The organism is Streptomyces sp. 71268 (assembly GCF_029392895.1).
In the GTDB taxonomy this organism is placed as follows: domain Bacteria; phylum Actinomycetota; class Actinomycetes; order Streptomycetales; family Streptomycetaceae; genus Streptomyces.
The window spans coordinates 5680755-5697640 of the sequence record NZ_CP114200.1; the positions used below are offsets into that span (position 1 = coordinate 5680755).

At 73.4% G+C, this 16886-nt stretch carries 14 protein-coding genes; 6 read left to right on the plus strand and 8 right to left on the minus strand.

What is annotated here, in order from left to right; genetic code table 11:
- The first annotated feature begins 814 nt into the window (after window positions 1–814).
- Entirely contained in the window at window positions 815–1336 is a 522-nt protein-coding gene (locus OYE22_RS22545) for a universal stress protein (protein ID WP_277322084.1), read from the plus strand.
- Window positions 1337–1983: 647 nt separating this feature from the next.
- Here the strand turns inward: OYE22_RS22545 and glmS are convergent.
- The 7 genes from glmS to OYE22_RS22580 all read right to left on the minus strand — a co-directional run bounded on the left by glmS (window position 1984) and on the right by OYE22_RS22580 (window position 11696).
- Window positions 1984–3804, minus strand: coding sequence for a glutamine--fructose-6-phosphate transaminase (isomerizing) (gene glmS, locus OYE22_RS22550; protein WP_277322085.1), 1821 nt, complete (start codon window positions 3802–3804; stop codon window positions 1984–1986).
- A gap of 278 nt (window positions 3805–4082) precedes the next feature.
- Window positions 4083–4382 (minus strand): hypothetical protein, encoded by a 300-nt coding sequence (locus tag OYE22_RS22555; protein ID WP_277322086.1) that lies wholly within the window; start codon window positions 4380–4382, stop codon window positions 4083–4085.
- A gap of 119 nt (window positions 4383–4501) precedes the next feature.
- Window positions 4502–5461 carry a DUF4429 domain-containing protein gene (locus OYE22_RS22560; protein ID WP_277322087.1) on the minus strand — a complete coding sequence of 320 codons (960 nt, stop codon included), beginning with the start codon at window positions 5459–5461 and terminating at the stop codon, window positions 4502–4504.
- Window positions 5462–5534: 73 nt separating this feature from the next.
- The gene (locus OYE22_RS22565) at window positions 5535–6701 is read right to left on the minus strand and encodes an acyl-CoA dehydrogenase family protein (RefSeq protein ID WP_277322088.1); all 1167 of its coding nucleotides are present in this window, start codon (window positions 6699–6701) and stop codon (window positions 5535–5537) included.
- A gap of 2 nt (window positions 6702–6703) precedes the next feature.
- A complete protein-coding gene (locus tag OYE22_RS22570; protein ID WP_277322089.1) occupies window positions 6704–7669 on the minus strand; it encodes a hydroxymethylglutaryl-CoA lyase in 966 nt (321 codons plus the stop codon).
- Between the two features lie 12 nt (window positions 7670–7681).
- Window positions 7682–9811 carry a biotin carboxylase N-terminal domain-containing protein gene (locus tag OYE22_RS22575; protein WP_277324275.1) on the minus strand — a complete coding sequence of 710 codons (2130 nt, stop codon included), beginning with the start codon at window positions 9809–9811 and terminating at the stop codon, window positions 7682–7684.
- 238 nt (window positions 9812–10049) lie between these two features.
- Complete coding sequence (locus OYE22_RS22580) at window positions 10050–11696, minus strand: carboxyl transferase domain-containing protein (RefSeq protein ID WP_277322090.1); 1647 nt, start codon at window positions 11694–11696, stop codon at window positions 10050–10052.
- Window positions 11697–11812: 116 nt separating this feature from the next.
- On the opposite strand from OYE22_RS22580, the gene OYE22_RS22585 reads away from it, so the two are divergent.
- The 4 genes from OYE22_RS22585 to OYE22_RS22600 all read left to right on the plus strand — a co-directional run bounded on the left by OYE22_RS22585 (window position 11813) and on the right by OYE22_RS22600 (window position 14977).
- Window positions 11813–12427, plus strand: a complete 615-nt coding sequence (locus tag OYE22_RS22585; protein ID WP_277324277.1) for a TetR/AcrR family transcriptional regulator — start codon at window positions 11813–11815, stop codon at window positions 12425–12427.
- Between the two features lie 351 nt (window positions 12428–12778).
- On the plus strand, window positions 12779–14023 hold the full coding sequence (locus tag OYE22_RS22590; protein WP_277322091.1) for a helix-turn-helix transcriptional regulator: 1245 nt from the start codon (window positions 12779–12781) through the stop codon (window positions 14021–14023).
- Window positions 14024–14090: 67 nt separating this feature from the next.
- Window positions 14091–14699 carry a hypothetical protein gene (locus OYE22_RS22595; protein ID WP_277322092.1) on the plus strand — a complete coding sequence of 203 codons (609 nt, stop codon included), beginning with the start codon at window positions 14091–14093 and terminating at the stop codon, window positions 14697–14699.
- On the plus strand, window positions 14696–14977 hold the full coding sequence (locus OYE22_RS22600) for a hypothetical protein (RefSeq protein WP_277322093.1): 282 nt from the start codon (window positions 14696–14698) through the stop codon (window positions 14975–14977). The genes OYE22_RS22595 and OYE22_RS22600 overlap by 4 nt, the downstream gene beginning before the upstream one ends.
- A 101-nt stretch (window positions 14978–15078) precedes the next feature.
- Here the strand turns inward: OYE22_RS22600 and OYE22_RS22605 are convergent, their stop codons facing one another.
- On the minus strand, window positions 15079–15321 hold the full coding sequence (locus OYE22_RS22605; RefSeq protein ID WP_277322094.1) for a helix-turn-helix transcriptional regulator: 243 nt from the start codon (window positions 15319–15321) through the stop codon (window positions 15079–15081).
- Between the two features lie 398 nt (window positions 15322–15719).
- Here OYE22_RS22605 and OYE22_RS22610 point away from each other — a divergent pair, with 398 nt between their 5' ends.
- Window positions 15720–16877, plus strand: a complete 1158-nt coding sequence (locus OYE22_RS22610) for an acyl-CoA dehydrogenase family protein (protein ID WP_277322095.1) — start codon at window positions 15720–15722, stop codon at window positions 16875–16877.
- The last annotated feature ends 9 nt before the right edge of the window (window positions 16878–16886 follow it).

The following is a 16886-nucleotide window of genomic DNA, read 5'->3' on the forward strand; positions in this document are numbered from 1 at the left end:
CCAGCCGAAGACGCCCCAGCCGCCCCGGTCGCCCGTGGCGGCGGAAGCCGGCCGTGCGGCGCCCCGCGCGGGGTGCGCTCCCCGGCACGCGAGCCCGGTCGGCGCGAGGCCCGGCGCGCGCGGGGTGACGCGCGGCGCGGAGCGCGGGCCCGTGGTGGCGACCCGAGGCGCGACGAACAGCCGCGCGCGCGTCGCCCCCGGCCCCGCGACGGCCCCGGCGCGGGCGGGTCGCGCGGTGTTCGTGCGGGCTTCGGGGGCCCGGGGCGCGGTGGGGGTGGAGTGCGTCGTGGGGGAGGGGGCGGCTGGTGTGGCGGGTGGGCCGGTTGGCGTGGTGGCGTGCGCGGGGGGCGGTCGGGAGCGCGGGGGTGGCGGAGGCGGAACGCGATGCCCCAGTTGCGCGGCGTAGCGCGTCGAGGGGTGCGGCGGAGGGGGCGGTGGGGGTGTACTCGCTGAGTTGGGGCACGAAATCTTCCCTCCTGGGGCGGAAGTCCCTCCGGGGGCGGCTAGCGGGTACTACAACGTCTTGTTTGCCGTCGGGTCACTGCACGGCGTACGCCGGGGGGCCACTTGGGGCATTGCGCTCTGCGCGGCCCTCCGGCATGCTCCGATGAAGCTCGCCTCGGCCGGCCCCTCCCGAGGTGGTCCCTGGGCAGGGGGCGAGCGGCGCCGTACCCTTGGGGGTGTGGGCTTGGAAAGGTGAATCCCGGACGATTTCCCTCCGGGCCCGCCGGTCCGTTCCCACAATCCGCCTTTCCTCGCAAGTAGCCCCCCGCAGAACCCCTCCGCAACAGGACTTTCTTCGCCGAGACAACAGATGGCCGGTTACGAAATCCCCGAACCCGCGGACCGCAAGCGGGTCGCCGACTCGACGGCGCACCCCGAAGCGGCGGAAGAGACGCGCCATCCCTGCGACCCGGCGTTCCAGCACGGCGTGGTGGTCGGCTTCGACGGCTCCACCTCCAGCGAGCGCGCGCTCGCCTACGCGATCGGCATGGCCCGCCGCTCCGGCTCCGGGCTGATCATCGTGCACGTCGCCAACCGCCTGCCCACGACCGTCTGGGCGGGCTGTGAGCCCCCCGTCTTCGTGGACGTCCCCGACCACCGCACCGAGGTCCTCGGCCTCGAACTGGCCTGCGCTGACCACCTCTCCGAGGTGCCGTGGATCCTCGTCGAGCGCGGCGGCGACATCTGCCACGAGCTGGAGGAGGTCGGTCGGGAGTACGCGGCCGACGCCATCGTCGTGGGCTCCACGCACGGCCTGGTGGGGCGCATCTTCGGCTCCGTCGCCGGGCGGCTCGCGCGCCGCGCGCAGCGCCCGGTCGTCGTCATCCCGTAGCGCGTTGTCATCCCGTAGATCCGTAGATCCCGTAGTGCCCGGGCCGCCCGGCGGCGGTGTCGCGGGGCGGGTCGTGGGCCGGATTCCGGACACCCGCGCGGGCCGCGTGGTTCCTGGCGTGGCCTCGCGTGGTTCCCCGCCGCAAGGTGCTCGCACGCCGTCTTTCCGGCCCGCCCGGCGGTCCGCCCGCAGGCCGTCGGGCGGGGCCGCGACCGGGGTCCCGGCGCCCGGCGGCGGGGGCGCGGCAGCGGCGGTTCGGGGCGCGGGGGCGAGGTGCGGGGCGGGGCGGTTCGCGCGGGCGTGAACGGTTGCGGTCGCGACGACGGGCGGCGCGGACGGGTGTGGTCGGCGCTCGACGCTTTGGCGGCCCACTCCTTCGGGTGATTCCTCCGGGCCTCAACAGGCCTGCCCGGCAGACCCCCTGACGGCGCGTGAGTTGGCCGCGACGCGGAGGTGGATCGCGCGTCGGTGACGGGTACACCCCCCACACGCGGGGGAGCGGCGTGCCGCCCGTTCGGGAGTGACGGTCCCGGCCGGGGCGGCTGCCTGCCGGCGCGTGGGCGGCGTCGGCACCGGAGGGTGGCTTCCCGCGCGCGTGGTGGCACGCGCGGGAAGCCACCCTCCTCCAGCGCCGGCCGCGGGAGTGGCTACTCCACCGTCACGGACTTGGCGAGGTTGCGCGGCTTGTCGATGTCCCGGCCGAGCGCCAACGCCGTGTGGTAGGCGAGCAGTTGGAGCGGGATGCCCATGAGGATCGGGTCCAGCTCGTCCTCGTTCTTCGGGACGACGATCGTCTGGTCGGCCTTCTCCTGCTCCTGGTGCGCGACGGCGAGGATCTTGCCGCTGCGGGCCTTGATCTCCTCCAGGGCGGCGCGGTTCTTCTCCAGGAGGTCGTCGTCGGGGACGATCGCGACCGTGGGGAGCGCGGGCTCGACGAGCGCGAGCGGGCCGTGCTTGAGCTCGGAGGCCGGGTACGCCTCGGCGTGGATGTACGAGACCTCCTTGAGCTTGAGGGAGGCCTCGCGGGCGACGGGGTAGCCGCGTACGCGTCCGATGAAGAGCATCGAGTGGGCCTGTGCGTACTCCTTCGCGATCTTCTTGATCTCGTCCTCCTGCTTGAGGATCTCCGAGATCTGGCCGGGGAGCCTGCGCAGCCCCTCGATGATCCGCTTGCCGTCGGAGACCGACAGGTCGCGGATGCGGCCCAGGTGCAGGGCGAGCAGGCCGAAGGCGACCGTGGTGTTGGTGAAGCACTTGGTGGAGACGACGCAGACCTCCGGGCCCGCGTGGACGTACACGCCCGCGTCGGCCTCGCGGGCGATCGCGGAGCCGACGACGTTCACGACGCCGAGGACGCGGGCGCCCTTGCGCTTCAGCTCCTGGACGGCGGCCAGCACGTCGTAGGTCTCGCCGGACTGGGAGACCGCGATGTAGAGGGTGTCGGGGTCCACGACGGGGTTGCGGTAGCGGAACTCGGACGCCGGCTCGGCGTCGGCGGGGATGCGGGCCAGCTCCTCGATCATCTGGGCGCCGATCATGCCCGCGTGGTACGAGGTGCCGCAGCCGAGGATCTTGACGCGGCGCACCTTGCGGGCGTCGTGCGCGTCGAGGTTCAGGCCGCCGAGGTGCACGGTGGAGAAGCGGTCGTCGATGCGGCCGCGCAGGACGCGGTCCACCGCGTCGGGCTGCTCGAAGATCTCCTTGTGCATGTACGTGTCGTGGCCGCCCATGTCGTACGACTCGGCCTCCCACTCCACGGTGGTCGGCGAGGCCGTCGTGCGCGAGCCCTCGGTCGTGTACGTGCGGTAGTCGTCGGCCTTGATGGTGGCCATCTCGCCGTCGTCGAGGGTGACGACCTGGCGGGTGTGCGAGACGAGCGCGGCGACGTCCGAGGCGACGAACATCTCCTTCTCGCCGATGCCGAGGACGACGGGGGAGCCGTTGCGGGCCACGACGATGCGGTCGTCGAAGTCGGCGTGCAGGACGGCGATGCCGTACGTGCCCTCGACGTGGCGCAGGGCCTCGCGGACCTTCTCCTCCAGGGTGTCGGCCTGGGCCCGGGCGACGAGGTGGGTGAGGACCTCGGTGTCCGTCTCGGAGAGGAACTCGACGCCGTCGGCGCTCAGTTTGGCGCGCAGCTCGGAAGCGTTGTCGATGATGCCGTTGTGGACGACGGCGACCTTGTCGTCGCCCGACATGTGCGGGTGGGCGTTCTCGTCGGAGGGGGCGCCGTGCGTGGCCCAGCGGGTGTGGGCGATGCCGGTGGAGCCCTTGAAGCGGGCGGGGACCCTCGCCTCCAGGTCGCGGACGCGGCCCTTGGCCTTGACCATCTTCAGACCGGTGGCCTTGCCGCCGGCGTGGATGGCGATGCCCGCGGAGTCGTAGCCGCGGTACTCAAGGCGCTGGAGCCCCTCAAGGAGCAGGGGTGCCACGTCGCGCTTGCCGATATATCCGACGATGCCGCACATGGGCGGTTCCTTCCGTCTGGTGAGGGTGCCGTACGTGGCCGCCGGCCGTGGGTCGGGCGGGGTGGCAGTGGCGCCGGTGTCGGCGCTGCCCCGCCGGCCGTTGTCCGTCGCCGGCGACCGGGGTGAGGCGGGTCGCGTGGGGTCGCGGTCCCGCTCTCCGTGTCGTTCGCGGTGCTGTGGTGCTCGGGTCGGCGCTCCGCCGGTGTGCGGGCGCCGGGTGCCCCGCGGTGCGCGGGGCGGGGGGTGCTCGGGTCGCGCCGTGGCGCGGCGTCGGTCGCTCAGCCGTAGACGATGCGGCGGAGCTGGCGCGCGGACAGCTCGGGCGGGGCCACCGCGCGGTGCGGCAGTTCGGCCCCGATGCGCTCGAAGATGTCCGGGTTCCTCAGGCCGGCCGACTGCAGTTCGCGGTGGCGGCGGCGGACGAACTCCTCCGCGCTCTCGTCGAAGTACGCCAGCACGTCGAGCACCACCCGGGCCGCCTCGCCACGGCCCAGCGGTGAGCTGCGCACGAGGTGGTCAACGAGGTCGTCGTGGGTGGTCGGGCTGGCGTCGGTACTTCGGTTACGGCGATCGAGCACCCGTTGATACTGCGCGGCAACGGCCGGTTTCGCAAGAAATCTGCCCGATATCGGGCAGGGGAGGGGCGAAAGTGTGCGACGGGTGCGCGGAACTGGTGCGGGAGCGGGCCCGGGAGGGTCTAGAAGTGGCGCAGGAGGGCCTGCTTCGCCGTGCTGAACTCCTCGTCGGTGAGTATCCCGTCCCGGTGCAGCTCGCCCAGCTCGCGCAGCCGGCGCAGCAGCGCGTCATGATCGTTGCCGCCGCCGTTGCCGCCGCCGCCGTTGCCGCTGCCGTCACCGGCGGCGGCCGGCGTGGCGGGGCCCGGCAGCGCGGCGGCGTCGGGGGCCGGGATAGCGGTCGCCGGCTGGGCCGGGGGCGCGAGGGCGGCCGGGGCGGTCGCGGCCGGGTGCGGCATGCGGGCGGTCACCGCCGCCGCGACCAGCGCCATCAGCGGGTCCTTCTTGAAGCCGTAGATCTCCACCGCGCGCGGGTCGTACTTCGGCGGCGCCTTGGTGGGGACCCTGGCGATGACGAAGCGCAGGTAGCCGTTCTCCAGGCCGCCCGGCCACAGCCACTCCACGGCGTCCACGTCGGCGACGGAGAACACCTGGGTGCCGGCGGACTTCTTGGACTCCTCCGTCTTCCAGTTCCACTCCAGGCGGATGGTCTCGCCGTCGAAGGAGGCCGTGGCGTCGCCCGCCGAGGCCGACAGCGGGACCGCCGGGCCCGGCAGCAGGTAGCGGTCGCACGGCGTGCTGGGCACCTGTTCGAGCAGCAGGGCGTTGCGCACCTCGTCCACGAAGTACTCGGCGACGCCCGAGCGGTCCGCCTCCACCGAGAGCTGGTACGGGTCGGCGGCGTCCGGCAGTTGCCCGCCGACGGCCTGCAGCAGCGGGTCCGAGCCCTCGCGCAGCCGCAGTCGCAGCCGTCCGGACCTGCGCCCCGCCTCGAAGGCGATCCCGCTCAGCGCCGTCAGGGGCACCACCAGTTCGCCGAGGGCCACTCGGGCCAGGCCGACGCTCTTGTCCCGACCCGGCACGATCCGTACGGCCTCCCCGTCGAAGGTCCAGGTGCCGTCCTTTTGGGTGATCTCCGCCATGGCCCGGATTCTTCCATGCGGCCCGCCGGTGGTCGGCGGGCCGCCGGGTGGTGGTCTCGGTGTGGGAGGCCGGTCAGTCCTCCAGGCCGAGTTCGCGGGCGATCAGCATGCGCTGGACCTCGCTGGTGCCCTCGCCGATCTCCAGGATCTTGGAGTCGCGCCACATGCGGGCCACCGGGTACTCGTTCATGAAGCCGTACCCGCCGTGCACCTGGGTGGCCTCGCGCGCGTTGGTGACCGCCACGTCGCAGCTGTACAGCTTGGCCAGCGACGCCTCCTTCTTGAACGGCTCGCCCTGCGCCATCCGCGAGGCCGCGTCCCGCCAGGCGACGCGGGCCGTGTGGGCGCGCATCTCCATGTCGGCGAGCTTGAACTGGATGGCCTGGTTGGCGCCGATCGGCTTGCCGAACGCCTCGCGGGTCTTGGCGTACGACACCGACTCGTCCACGCAGCCCTGCGCGAGGCCGGTGGCCAGCGCGGAGATGGCGATGCGGCCCTCGTCCAGGATGCGCAGGAACTGCGCGTACCCGCGCCCCCGCTCGCCGAGCAGGTTGGCGGCCGGCACCCGGCAGTCGTCGAAGGACAGCTCGCGGGTGTCCGAGGCGTTCCAGCCGACCTTGGAGTACGGGGCGGCAACGGTGAGGCCGGGGGTGCCGGCCGGGACGATGATCGAGGAGATCAGCGGGCGGCCGTCGGGCTTGTGGCCGGTGACGGCGGTGACGGTGATCAGCGAGGTGATGTCGGTGCCGGAGTTGGTGATGAAGCACTTGGTGCCGTTGATCACCCACTCGCCGCTCTCCTCGTCAAGGCGGGCCGTGGTGCGGGTGCCGCCCGCGTCCGAGCCGCCGCCCGGCTCGGTCAGCCCGAAGGCGCCGAGCGCGGCGCCCGAGCACAGGTCGGGCAGCCAGGCGCGCTTCTGCTCCTCGGTGCCGAAGCGGAAGATCGGCATGGAGCCGAGCGAGACGCCGGCCTCCAGCGTGACCGCTACGGAGGAGTCGACCCGGGCCAGCTCCTCGATGGCCAGGCACAGGGCGAGGAAGTCGCCGCCCATGCCGCCGTACTCCTCGGGGTAGGGCAGCCCGAACAGGCCCATGCGGCCCATCTCGCGGATGATCTCGTACGGGAACTGGTGGTTCTCCCAGTACTCGCCGATCTTGGGTGCGACGACGTCGTGCGCGAACGCCTCGACGGTCTTGCGCAGCTCCTCGTGCTCGGCGGACAGGCGGTGGTCGAGGGACATGGCTACGACTCCTTGTGGGAGAGGGCACGAACGGTGCGGGAGGGGCTCGGGCGGCCCAACTGGTCGGCCATCCACACGCTGGTGTCGGTGAGTTGGCCGAGGTCGACCCCGGTCTCGATGCCGAGGCCGTGCAACATCCACACGAGGTCTTCGGTGGCGAGGTTGCCGGTGGCGCTCTTGGCGTAGGGGCAGCCGCCGAGCCCGCCCGCGGAGGCGTCGACGGTGGTGACGCCGTGCTGGAGCGCGGCGAGGGTGTTGGCCAGGGCCTGGCCGTACGTGTCGTGGAAGTGCACGCCGATCCGCTCGGTCGGCACGCCGGCCTCGTTCAGCGCCGTCAGCAGCGCCGTGACGTGCCCGGGCGTGGCCACCCCGATGGTGTCGCCGAGGCTCAGTTCGTCGCAGCCCAGGTCGAGCAGGCGGCGGCTGACGTCCGCGACCCGCGCGATGGGCACCGGGCCCTCCCAGGGGTCGCCGAAGCACATGGACAGGTAGCCGCGCACGTGCACCCCGGCGTCCGCCGCCTTGGCGACCACCGGCGCGAACATGGCCAGCGCCTCGTCCACGGTGCGGTTCAGGTTGGCTCTGGCGAACGACTCGGTGGCGCTGCCGAAGACGGCGACCTCCCGCACGCCGAGCGCCAGCGCGCGGTCGAGGCCGCGCTCGTTGGGCACCAGCACCGGCAGCCGCAGGCCCGCGCCGCCGGTCTCGGGCGGGTCGCCGAGCCCGGCCAGCAGCGGCATCAACCGCTCGGCGTCGGCCAGTTGGGGCACCCACTTGGGGTGCACGAAGCTGGTGGCCTCGACGGTGGTCAGGCCGGCGGCGGCCAGGCGGCGGACGAACTCCGCCTTGACCTCGACCGGCACGATCGCCTTCTCGTTCTGCAGCCCGTCGCGCGCGCCCACCTCGTGGATGCGCACCCGCCGCGGCAGCCCCGCGGCGGGGACGCCCATCGGCAGTCCGTCGATCATCGCGTGCCCTCCTCAGCTCTTCGCGGGGGCGGCGGCGCCCGGCCCGGTCGACTCGGCCTCGGCCGCCTCGTGCGGGGTGACCACGGCCAGCACCTGGTCCATGGCGACCGTGCTGCCCGGCGTCACGTCCAACTCGGTGACCGTGCCGTCGTGGGCGGCGGCGATGACGTGCTCCATCTTCATCGCCTCCACCACCAGCAGCCCCTGCCCGGCGCTCACCTGGTCGCCGACGGCGGCCTTGACCACGGTGACGGTGCCCGGCATCGGCGCGGTCAGGGCGCCGGCCCCGGCGCCCGCGACGCCGCCGCGCAGCGCGGCCTCCACCGGGTCGTGGTCGGCGACCCGCCAGGCGTCACCCTCGCGGGCCAGCCAGGAGCCGGCCGCGCCGGCCTCGGCGGCGTGCGTGAACGCGTACGTCACGCCCGCCCACTCCACGAGCACCCGGGACGCGCCGGGCAGCTCACCGGTGGTCGCGCCCGTCGGGAGCAGCCGGGCCGCGACCGGCTCCGCGTCGCCCACCGTGACCTCGGCGTCGTGCGCCCGGCCGCGCACCCGCACGGTCACCGGGTCGTGGCCCGGCACGCGCAGCGGGTGCGCCGTCGGCGCCTCGCGCCCGCCCAGCCGCCAGCCGGTGGGCACCGAGAACGGGTCGGTCCACGCGCCCGGCTCCGCCGCCGGCTCCAGGGCCGCCTGCCGCAGCAGCGCCGCCGCCCCGTACACCTCCGGCGGTATCGACGCCGGCGTCAGGGCGGCCGCCTCGCGGTCCACCAGGCCCGTGTCCAGCGCGCCGGCGACCACGTCGGGGTGGGCCAGCAGCCGGCGCAGGAAACCGGTGTTGGTGTCCAGGCCGAGGATGGTCGTCTCGGCGAGCGCCGCCCGCAGCCGCCGTAGCGCGGTGGCGCGGTCCGGGCCGTACGCGATGATCTTGGCCAGCATCGGGTCGTACGCCGTGCCGACCTCGCTGCCGGCCGAGAGCCCGGAGTCGACCCGCACGCCCTCGCCGGTGGGCTCGCCGAGGGCCGCCACCGTGCCGGCCGAGGGGAGGAAGTCCACCCGCTCGCCGTCGGCCGTGGCGCGCACGGTCTCGGCGCAGATGCGGGCCTCCACCGCGTGTCCGGTCAGCGTGATGTACCGCTGCGAGAACGGCAGGGGCTCGCCGGCCGCGACGCGGAGCTGCCACTCGACCAGGTCCAGGCCGGTGACCAGCTCGGTGACCGGGTGCTCGACCTGGAGCCGGGTGTTCATCTCCATGAAGAAGTAGTCGCCGGGGCCCTGACCTTCCCCGCCGCCCGACCGGGTGTCGCCCGGCACGATGAACTCGACCGTGCCCGCCCCGGTGTACCCGCACGAGCGCGCGGCCTGCACCGCGGCCTGGCCCATCGCGGACCGGGTGGCCTCGTCGAGGAACGGGCTCGGCGCCTCCTCGATGATCTTCTGGTGACGGCGCTGGAGCGAGCACTCGCGCTCGCCGAGGTGGATGACGTTGCCGTGCCCGTCGGCCAGGATCTGGATCTCGATGTGCCGGGGCTGGTCCACCCAGCGCTCCACCAGGAGCGTGTCGTCACCGAAGGAGCCGCGCGCCTCGCGACGGGCCGCCGCGATCTCGTCGGCCAGCAGTGCCTCGTCCCGTACCAGGCGCATGCCCTTGCCGCCGCCGCCCGCCGAGGGCTTGAGCAGCACCGGGGTGCCGATCTGCCGGGCCGCCTCGATGAGTTGCTCGTCGCTGAGGCCGCTGCCCGACGAGCCCGGCACGACCGGCACGCCCGCCGCCCGCACCGTCTCCTTGGCCCGGATCTTGTCGCCCATCAGCTCGATCGCGTCGGCCGGCGGGCCGATGAAGACCAGCCCCGCGTCGGCGCACGCCCGCGCGAACGCGGCGTTCTCGGCCAGGAACCCGTACCCCGGGTGCACCGCCTGGGCGCCGCTGCGCGCCGCGGCCTCCAACAGCCGCTCGATGGACAGGTAGCTCTCGGCCGCCGCCGCCGGGCCGATGCGCACGGCCGTGTCCGCCTCGCGCACGTGCCGGGCGTCCGCGTCCGCGTCGCTGTAGACGGCCACCGACCGCACCCCGAGTTCGCGCAGGGTACGGATGACCCGGACCGCGATCTCGCCTCGGTTCGCGACCAGCACCGTGTCGAACATCGCCGCTGTCACCCGCTCCGCCTCCCGCCCGGCCGCGCGGCCGGGGCTCGCCTGGGCCGCCACCTGACCGGCGGCCCGCTGTGTCGTCTGAGTGCTCGCCTGGGCCGGCGCCGTCGCGGGCGCCGGAGCCGTCGTGGGCGCCGCCGGCCCGCCCGCCGCCGGGTCGGTGCCGGCCGGGCCGGGGGCGCCGCCCGTGCTGGGGTCCGCCGTGGGGTCCGTACGCGTCATGGTGCGCCCCTCACATCCGGAAGACGCCGTAGCCGGTGGCCGCGTCCGCGCTCGCGAAGCCGGGGGTGCCGGGCAGCGGCGCGTTGGCGCAGGCGGTCAGGGCCAGGCCGAGCACGGTGCGGGTCTCCAGCGGGTCGATGACCCCGTCGTCCCACAGCCGCGCTGTGGCGTAGTACGCGTTGCCCTGCGCCTCGTACTGGGCGCGGACCGGGGCGCGGAAGGACTCCTCGTCCTCCTGGCTCCACTGCTCGCCGCGCGCCTCCAACTGGTCCCGCTTGACCGTCGCGAGGACCGAGGCGGCCTGCTCGCCGCCCATCACCGAGATCTTGGCGTTGGGCCACATCCACAGGAAGCGCGGCCCGTAGGCCCGGCCGCACATCGAGTAGTTGCCCGCGCCGTAGGAGCCGCCGATGACCACCGTCAGCTTCGGCACCCGGGCGCAGGCCACGGCCATCACCATCTTGGCGCCGTGCTTGGCGATGCCGCCCGCCTCGTACTGCTTGCCGACCATGAAGCCGGAGATGTTCTGCAGGAAGACCAGCGGGATGCCGCGCTGGTCGCACAGCTCGATGAAGTGGGCGCCCTTCTGGGCGGACTCGGAGAAGAGGATGCCGTTGTTGGCGATGATGCCGACCGGGTGGCCGTGGACGCGCGCGAAGCCGGTCACCAGCGTCGTGCCGAACTCGGCCTTGAACTCCTGGAACTCCGAGCCGTCCACCGTCCGCGCGATCACCTCGCGCACGTCGTAGGGCGTGCGCGAGTCCGTCGGCACCGCCCCGTACAACCCCGCGGGGTCCACCACCGGCTCCCGGACCGGCTCCACCGACCAGGGCAGCGGGCCGCGCTCGGGCAGCGTGGAGACGATGGAGCGCACGATGCGCAGGGCGTGCGCGTCGTCCTCGGCGAGGTGGTCGGTGACCCCGGAGGTCCTGGAGTGCGTCTCGCCGCCGCCCAGCTCCTCCGCCGTGACGACCTCGCCCGTGGCCGCCTTCACCAGCGGCGGGCCGCCCAGGAAGATCGTGCCCTGGCCGCGGACGATGACCGCCTCGTCGCTCATGGCCGGCACGTACGCGCCGCCGGCCGTGCAGGATCCGAGCACCGCCGCGATCTGCGGGATGCCCGCGCTGGACATCCGGGCCTGGTTGTAGAAGATCCGCCCGAAGTGGTCGCGGTCGGGGAAGACCTCGTCCTGCATCGGCAGGAACGCGCCGCCGGAGTCCACCAGGTACAGGCACGGCAGCCGGTTCTCCAGGGCCACCTCCTGCGCCCGCAGGTGCTTCTTGACCGTCATCGGGTAGTACGTGCCGCCCTTGACGGTGGCGTCGTTGGCGACCACCACCACCTCGCGGCCCGCGACCCGGCCCACGCCCGCGATGACGCCGGCGGCCGGCGCCGCCCCGTCGTACATCCCGTCCGCCGCGAGCGGCGCCAGCTCAAGGAAGGGCGAGCCCGGGTCCAGCAGCGTGTCCACCCGGTCGCGTGGCAGCAGCTTGCCGCGCGCCGTGTGCCGCGCGCGGGCGCGCTCGCCGCCGCCCAGCCGCGCCGCCGCGAGCTTCTCGCGCAGCCGCGCCGCCAGCTCCCGGTGCGCCGCCTCGTTGGTCCGCCAGGCGTCAGACGTCGGATCGACGCTGCTGGCCAGCACTGGTGCCTGCCCCATGCCGTCGAGCTCCCTTGCTCGTGAGTGTGAGCCGTGGTTAATGAGCGTTAACTGTGACTCTCAGGTTAACGGCCACTAACGTCGCTGTCTAGAATGGAAGGGTGAGCGAACCAGCCCTGACCACGCAGGCCCCCGCCCCCACCCGGCGGGAGCAGATCCTCGCCGAGGCCGCCCGGCTCTTCGCCGAGCGCGGCTTCCACGGTGTGGGGGTGGACGAGATAGGCGCCGCGGTCGGCATCAGCGGCCCCGGCCTCTACCGCCACTTCGCGGGCAAGGACGCGATGCTCGCCGAACTGCTCGTCGGCATCAGCGAGCGACTGCTCGCCGGCGGCAAGCAGCGCGTGGCCCAGGCCAACCGGTCGGCGGGGTCCGCGACCGAGGCGGCGGCGGAGCCCGCGGCGGTGCTCGACTCGCTCATCGACGGTCACATCGACTTCGCCCTCGACGACCGCCCGCTGATCACCCTGCACGACCGCGAACTGGGCCAGCTCCGCGAGAGCGACCGCAAGCTGGTGCGCCAGCTCCAGCGCCAGTACGTCGAGCTGTGGGTGGACGTCGTCCGCGCGCTGCGCCCGGACGCCTCGGAAGGCGAGGCCAGGGCCGCCGTGCACGCCGTGTTCGGCCTCCTCAACTCCACGCCGCACCTGGGCTCGGCCCACTCCCTCCCCGGCCGCGCCGCCACCGCCGCCCTCCTGCGCCGCCTGGCCCACGGGGCGCTGGGGGCGCTTTAGCGTCCGCCGGCCGCTCCCGTCGGCTCCGCCCTTGTGCGGGGTGCCCGTGGTGGAGCGGCCGGGCCGTACGCCCCGTCGCCCGCTTCTCGCCCCGAATGTCGCGGGTTCGAGTCCCGTCACTCACGCGACCGGGGTGCCCCGTGGTGCGGTGCTGGCCAGGCCGTGCCGATGGACAGAGGTCGAGCCCCTCGTGCTGGGTGTCGGCGGCGCGCTGGAGGTGGTGAGGGCGTCCGGCGGGTCCACGCGCCGGAGTGCGTGCGGCGTCAACGCGACGGCCCTCGCCAGTGTCGGCCAGGGGGTGTTGGTGCGTACCGTTTCACGTGCGACCACGACACGGAGGGTGCCGCGAGCATGCCGTCCCAGCCTTCCCCCGACCACATCGGCGCGCGCGTACGTATCGCCCGCCTCGCCGCCGGCCTCACCCAATCCGCGATGGGTGACTTCCTGGACCGATCCGAGCACTGGGTGCAGGACGTCGAGGCTGGTCGGCTCGCTCTCGACCGGTACAGCCTGATCATCGCCATCGCCGACCTCACCGACGTCGACATCGTCTGGCTCCTCGGCCAGCCGTACCGGCTGCGCCACAGCCCCGAGCAGGCGCACGCCTACGTACCCGCCCTGCGCTCGGGTCTGCGTCGTTCGGGCCTCATCCTGTCCGGGCATCCGGGCCTGGCCCCGCAGGCCGTGCCCGCGGACACGCTGTCCTTACGCGAGCGCACCATCGCGGTGAACCTTCGCCGACAGGCCGCCGACCTGCCGGCGGTCGCCCGCCTCCTGCCGGCCCTGGTCGAGGACCTGAACACGGCGCTGCTCGTGGAGAAGGGTGCCAGCCGGGCGAAGGCGCTACGGCTGATGACCGACGCCGCCCGCACCGCCCGCATGTGCCTCAACAGCTTGGGCTACCCCGATCTGGCGTGGGTGGCGGCCGAGGTCGCCGCCGGCTCCGCCGCCGCCCTCGACGACCCGGTCGTGAAGGCCGCTGTCGCCTGGGACCGGTGCGGCGCACTGCTCCACCAGGCCGCCATCCCCGAGACGCTGGCTGTCGCGGAGGCGGCCCTGCGTGACCTGGAACCGCTCGCCAGCCGCGCCCACCCCGAGCCCGCGGTGCTGTCCCTACGCGGAGCGCTGATGCTGCGCAGCGCGATCGCCGACGCTCGCGGATCGCGCCCCGACGGCGCCTGGGCCCGCATCCAGGAAGCGCTGGCGGACGCCGACCGGCTCGGTCCGACCTGGCACGACATCGACGCGCAGACCGTCTTCGGCCGGGGAACGGTCGCCGTGCACGCGGCCGAGGTCGGCGTCGAAGTCGAGGAACCGGACCGCGGACTGACCGCCGTCCCGGAAGCCGACATCAGCACGGTGCCGTCGAAGGAGCGGCGCACGCACTACGAGATCGACCGCGCCAGGGCGTACCGAAAGATGGGCAAGCTGTCGGCAGCGACGCTGACGCTTCGGGCCGCCGGCCAGAGCGCGCCCTACTACACGTACGCCGACCCCATGGCACGAGCACTGGTCGCCGACCTCGCCCACGTCGGTGTGCCCTCCCAGGCGGCGGTCCTGTCCTCGCTGATCAGGAACATGGAACTGGTGCGCTAGCCGTCACCGAGAAGAGCCCCCAGGATTCATGGGGGTCGAGTCGAGCCGGACACGCGAGGCTTCATATGTGAAGCACCACACCCGGACGATCGCCATGGGAGACAGCATGGACGCGCTGCTACCGGCCACCTGTGACGCCCTCACATACGCCCGCGCGTACACCGGACGCCTCGGGTGGCCCGTAGCGCCCGGGCATCGGTACCGCCCTCGCCTGGGCTGCACCTGCGGGGCCCCGGAGTGCCCCACCCCCGGGGCGCATCCGCCCGCGCGCTGGACCGTGGCCACCAGGGCCGACGAGCTGCCCGAGGCGGAGTTCGACCAGCCGGGAGTCGGGGTGATCGCTCCCGCTCTCGGCTTCGACGCGGTCACCCTGCCCCGGGCGATCGGCATGATGGCGATGGTCTCGATCGACCGGCGGACGCGGGTCCCGTGCCTTGTGGGCCCCGACTCCGCCACCCTGTTGGTGCAACCGGGCACCGCGTCGGCGCTCGGCGGCGTGTCGGCGACCACGGTGCGCGCGGGCGCGGGCGAGTGGCTGGCCCTGCCGCCCTCGCACGGAACGCGCTGGGACACGCCCCCCTGGGATGAGCGCACTGGCGGCCCGCTGGTCCTCCCGCACGGGCACTCCCTGGTGCAGGACGTGCGCGAAGCAGTGCGCATCGGAGGCGGCGAGTGACGCGCAGCGCCCATCGCTACGTCGAGATGGCGATCGACACCGACGAGAGTCGCCGTCCGCCAACCGTCCGCGCCGCGTGCGTCACATGCGCCGAGCGGTCACCGGAACCCGAGGAGGGGCTGGATCTGGAGCGGCAGTACGTCGCCGCTCAGGACTGGTGCGCACGTCACACGGGCCGCGATCACGCCGACGGCCGCCACACTCGGTTTACCGCGACCGCCGTCCTGCGCTGGGTCGTCACCCCCACGGAGGACATTGGCCCGCTCGCCGGCTCCTGAGCCGGCCGGCCATGGCGCGCGAGGCGCGTCGCCCGTCCCGCCTTCGCCGCACCCAGTCCCAGGCCGCCGCCGCGCCCGCCCCGAGGCCTGCGGCGGCCAACCTACTCGCTGTCGCGTACGAGGTCGGTGAGCGGGACGCCGAGGCCTTCGGCGATGAGAGCGAGCACATCGATGGTGGCCGCGTGCGTCGCCAGTTCCGTCCGGTACATCGTCTGCCTGCTGATGCCGGCGCGCTCGGCCAGGTGCTCTTGCGACCAGCGGCGCTCCTCCCGCAGGGCCCGGATGCGCGCGCCGACCCGGTGGCGGGTGGCGTGGGCACGGGCGTGGCGGGGATCGTCTTGCACGCATGCAAGCCCAAGGCACCAAGATCGCTATGTCTGCATCATATGTGAAGCAATGACTGTCGCGTGGCGCCTTATGCTCCGTCGCAGGACGCCACCCCCAGGCGCCCGCAGTGCTCCCGTACGCTCTCCTTCGCGGGGGTCGGGCGCGTCGCGCGGAACGGCCGGGCTCCGTGTCCCGTTACCCACCGCACCTCTCGTCCCGAATGTCGCGGGTTCGAGTCCCGTTACTCACGTGACCGTGCCGCCGCTGCCGCCCGGGCGCCCCTGGACAGCCCCCACAACCCGCAGGTAACTTTTCTGAGCGAGCGCTTAGTCAACCTGCGGGGCCGGCGACCGTGCCCGCGCGAGCCCCGGGCGGGTGTCGGCCGGGGAGGGTTTTGCCGCACTGAGGAGGCAGCGTGCGCCGTACGGTGTTCAACGAGGACCACGAGGCGTTCCGGCAGACGATCCGCGACTTCATCGCGACCGAGGTGGTGCCGGTCTACGACCAGTGGATCGAGGCCGGCCAGGTTCCCCGCGAGTTCTACAGGAAACTCGGTGACCTGGGTGTCTTCGGTATCGAGGTGCCCGAGGAGTACGGCGGGGCCGGCGAGACCAGCTTCAAGTTCCACGCGGTCATCACGGAGGAGTGCGCCCGGGCCGGCGTCAGCTTCGGCGGCTCCAGCGTGCACACCGCGCTCTGCCTGCCGTACCTGCTCGCGTACGCCACCGAGGAGCAGAAGCGGCGCTGGCTGCCGCCGTTCGTGACCGGCGAGATGATGACGGCCATCGCCATGACCGAGCCCGGCACCGGCTCGGACCTCGCGGGGATGAGGACGACCGCCAAGCTGTCGGCGGACGGCACGCACTACGTACTGAACGGCGCCAAGACGTTCATCACCGGCGGCGTGCTCGCCGACCGGGTCATCGTCTGCGCGCGCACTGCCCAGCCGACCCCCGAGGACCGGCGGGCGGGCATCACGCTGCTCGTCGTGGACACCAGGTCCGAGGGGTACGCGGTCGGCCGCAAGCTCGACAAGCTGGGCCTGAAGACCTCCGACACCGCCGAACTCTCCTTCTCCGACGTCAGGGTGCCCGTCGAGGACCGGCTCGGCGAAGAGGGCAAGGCGTTCTCCTACCTCGGACAGAACCTGCCGCAGGAGCGGCTGGGCATCGCCGTCGGCGCGTACGCCCAGGCCGCGGCGGCGGTGGAGTTCGCCAAGGGGTACGTGCGCGAGCGCGAGGTCTTCGGCAAGCCGGTGGCCTCGTTCCAGAACACCAAGTTCGTGCTGGCCGACTGCAAGGCCGACGTGGACGCCCTGCAGGCGGTCGTGGACCGCGCGCTGGACGCGCACGACGCCGGCGAACTCTCCGCCGCCGACGCCGCGTCCGCCAAGCTGTTCACCACCGAGCGCGCGGCCGTCGTCATCGACAAGTGCCTGCAACTGCACGGCGGATACGGCTACATGATGGAGTACCCCATCGCCCGCCTGTACGCGGACACCCGGGTCAGCCGCATCTACGGCGGCACCAGCGAGGTCATGCGCTCCATCGTGGCCAAGTCCATGGGCCTGTAGGCGGGTTCG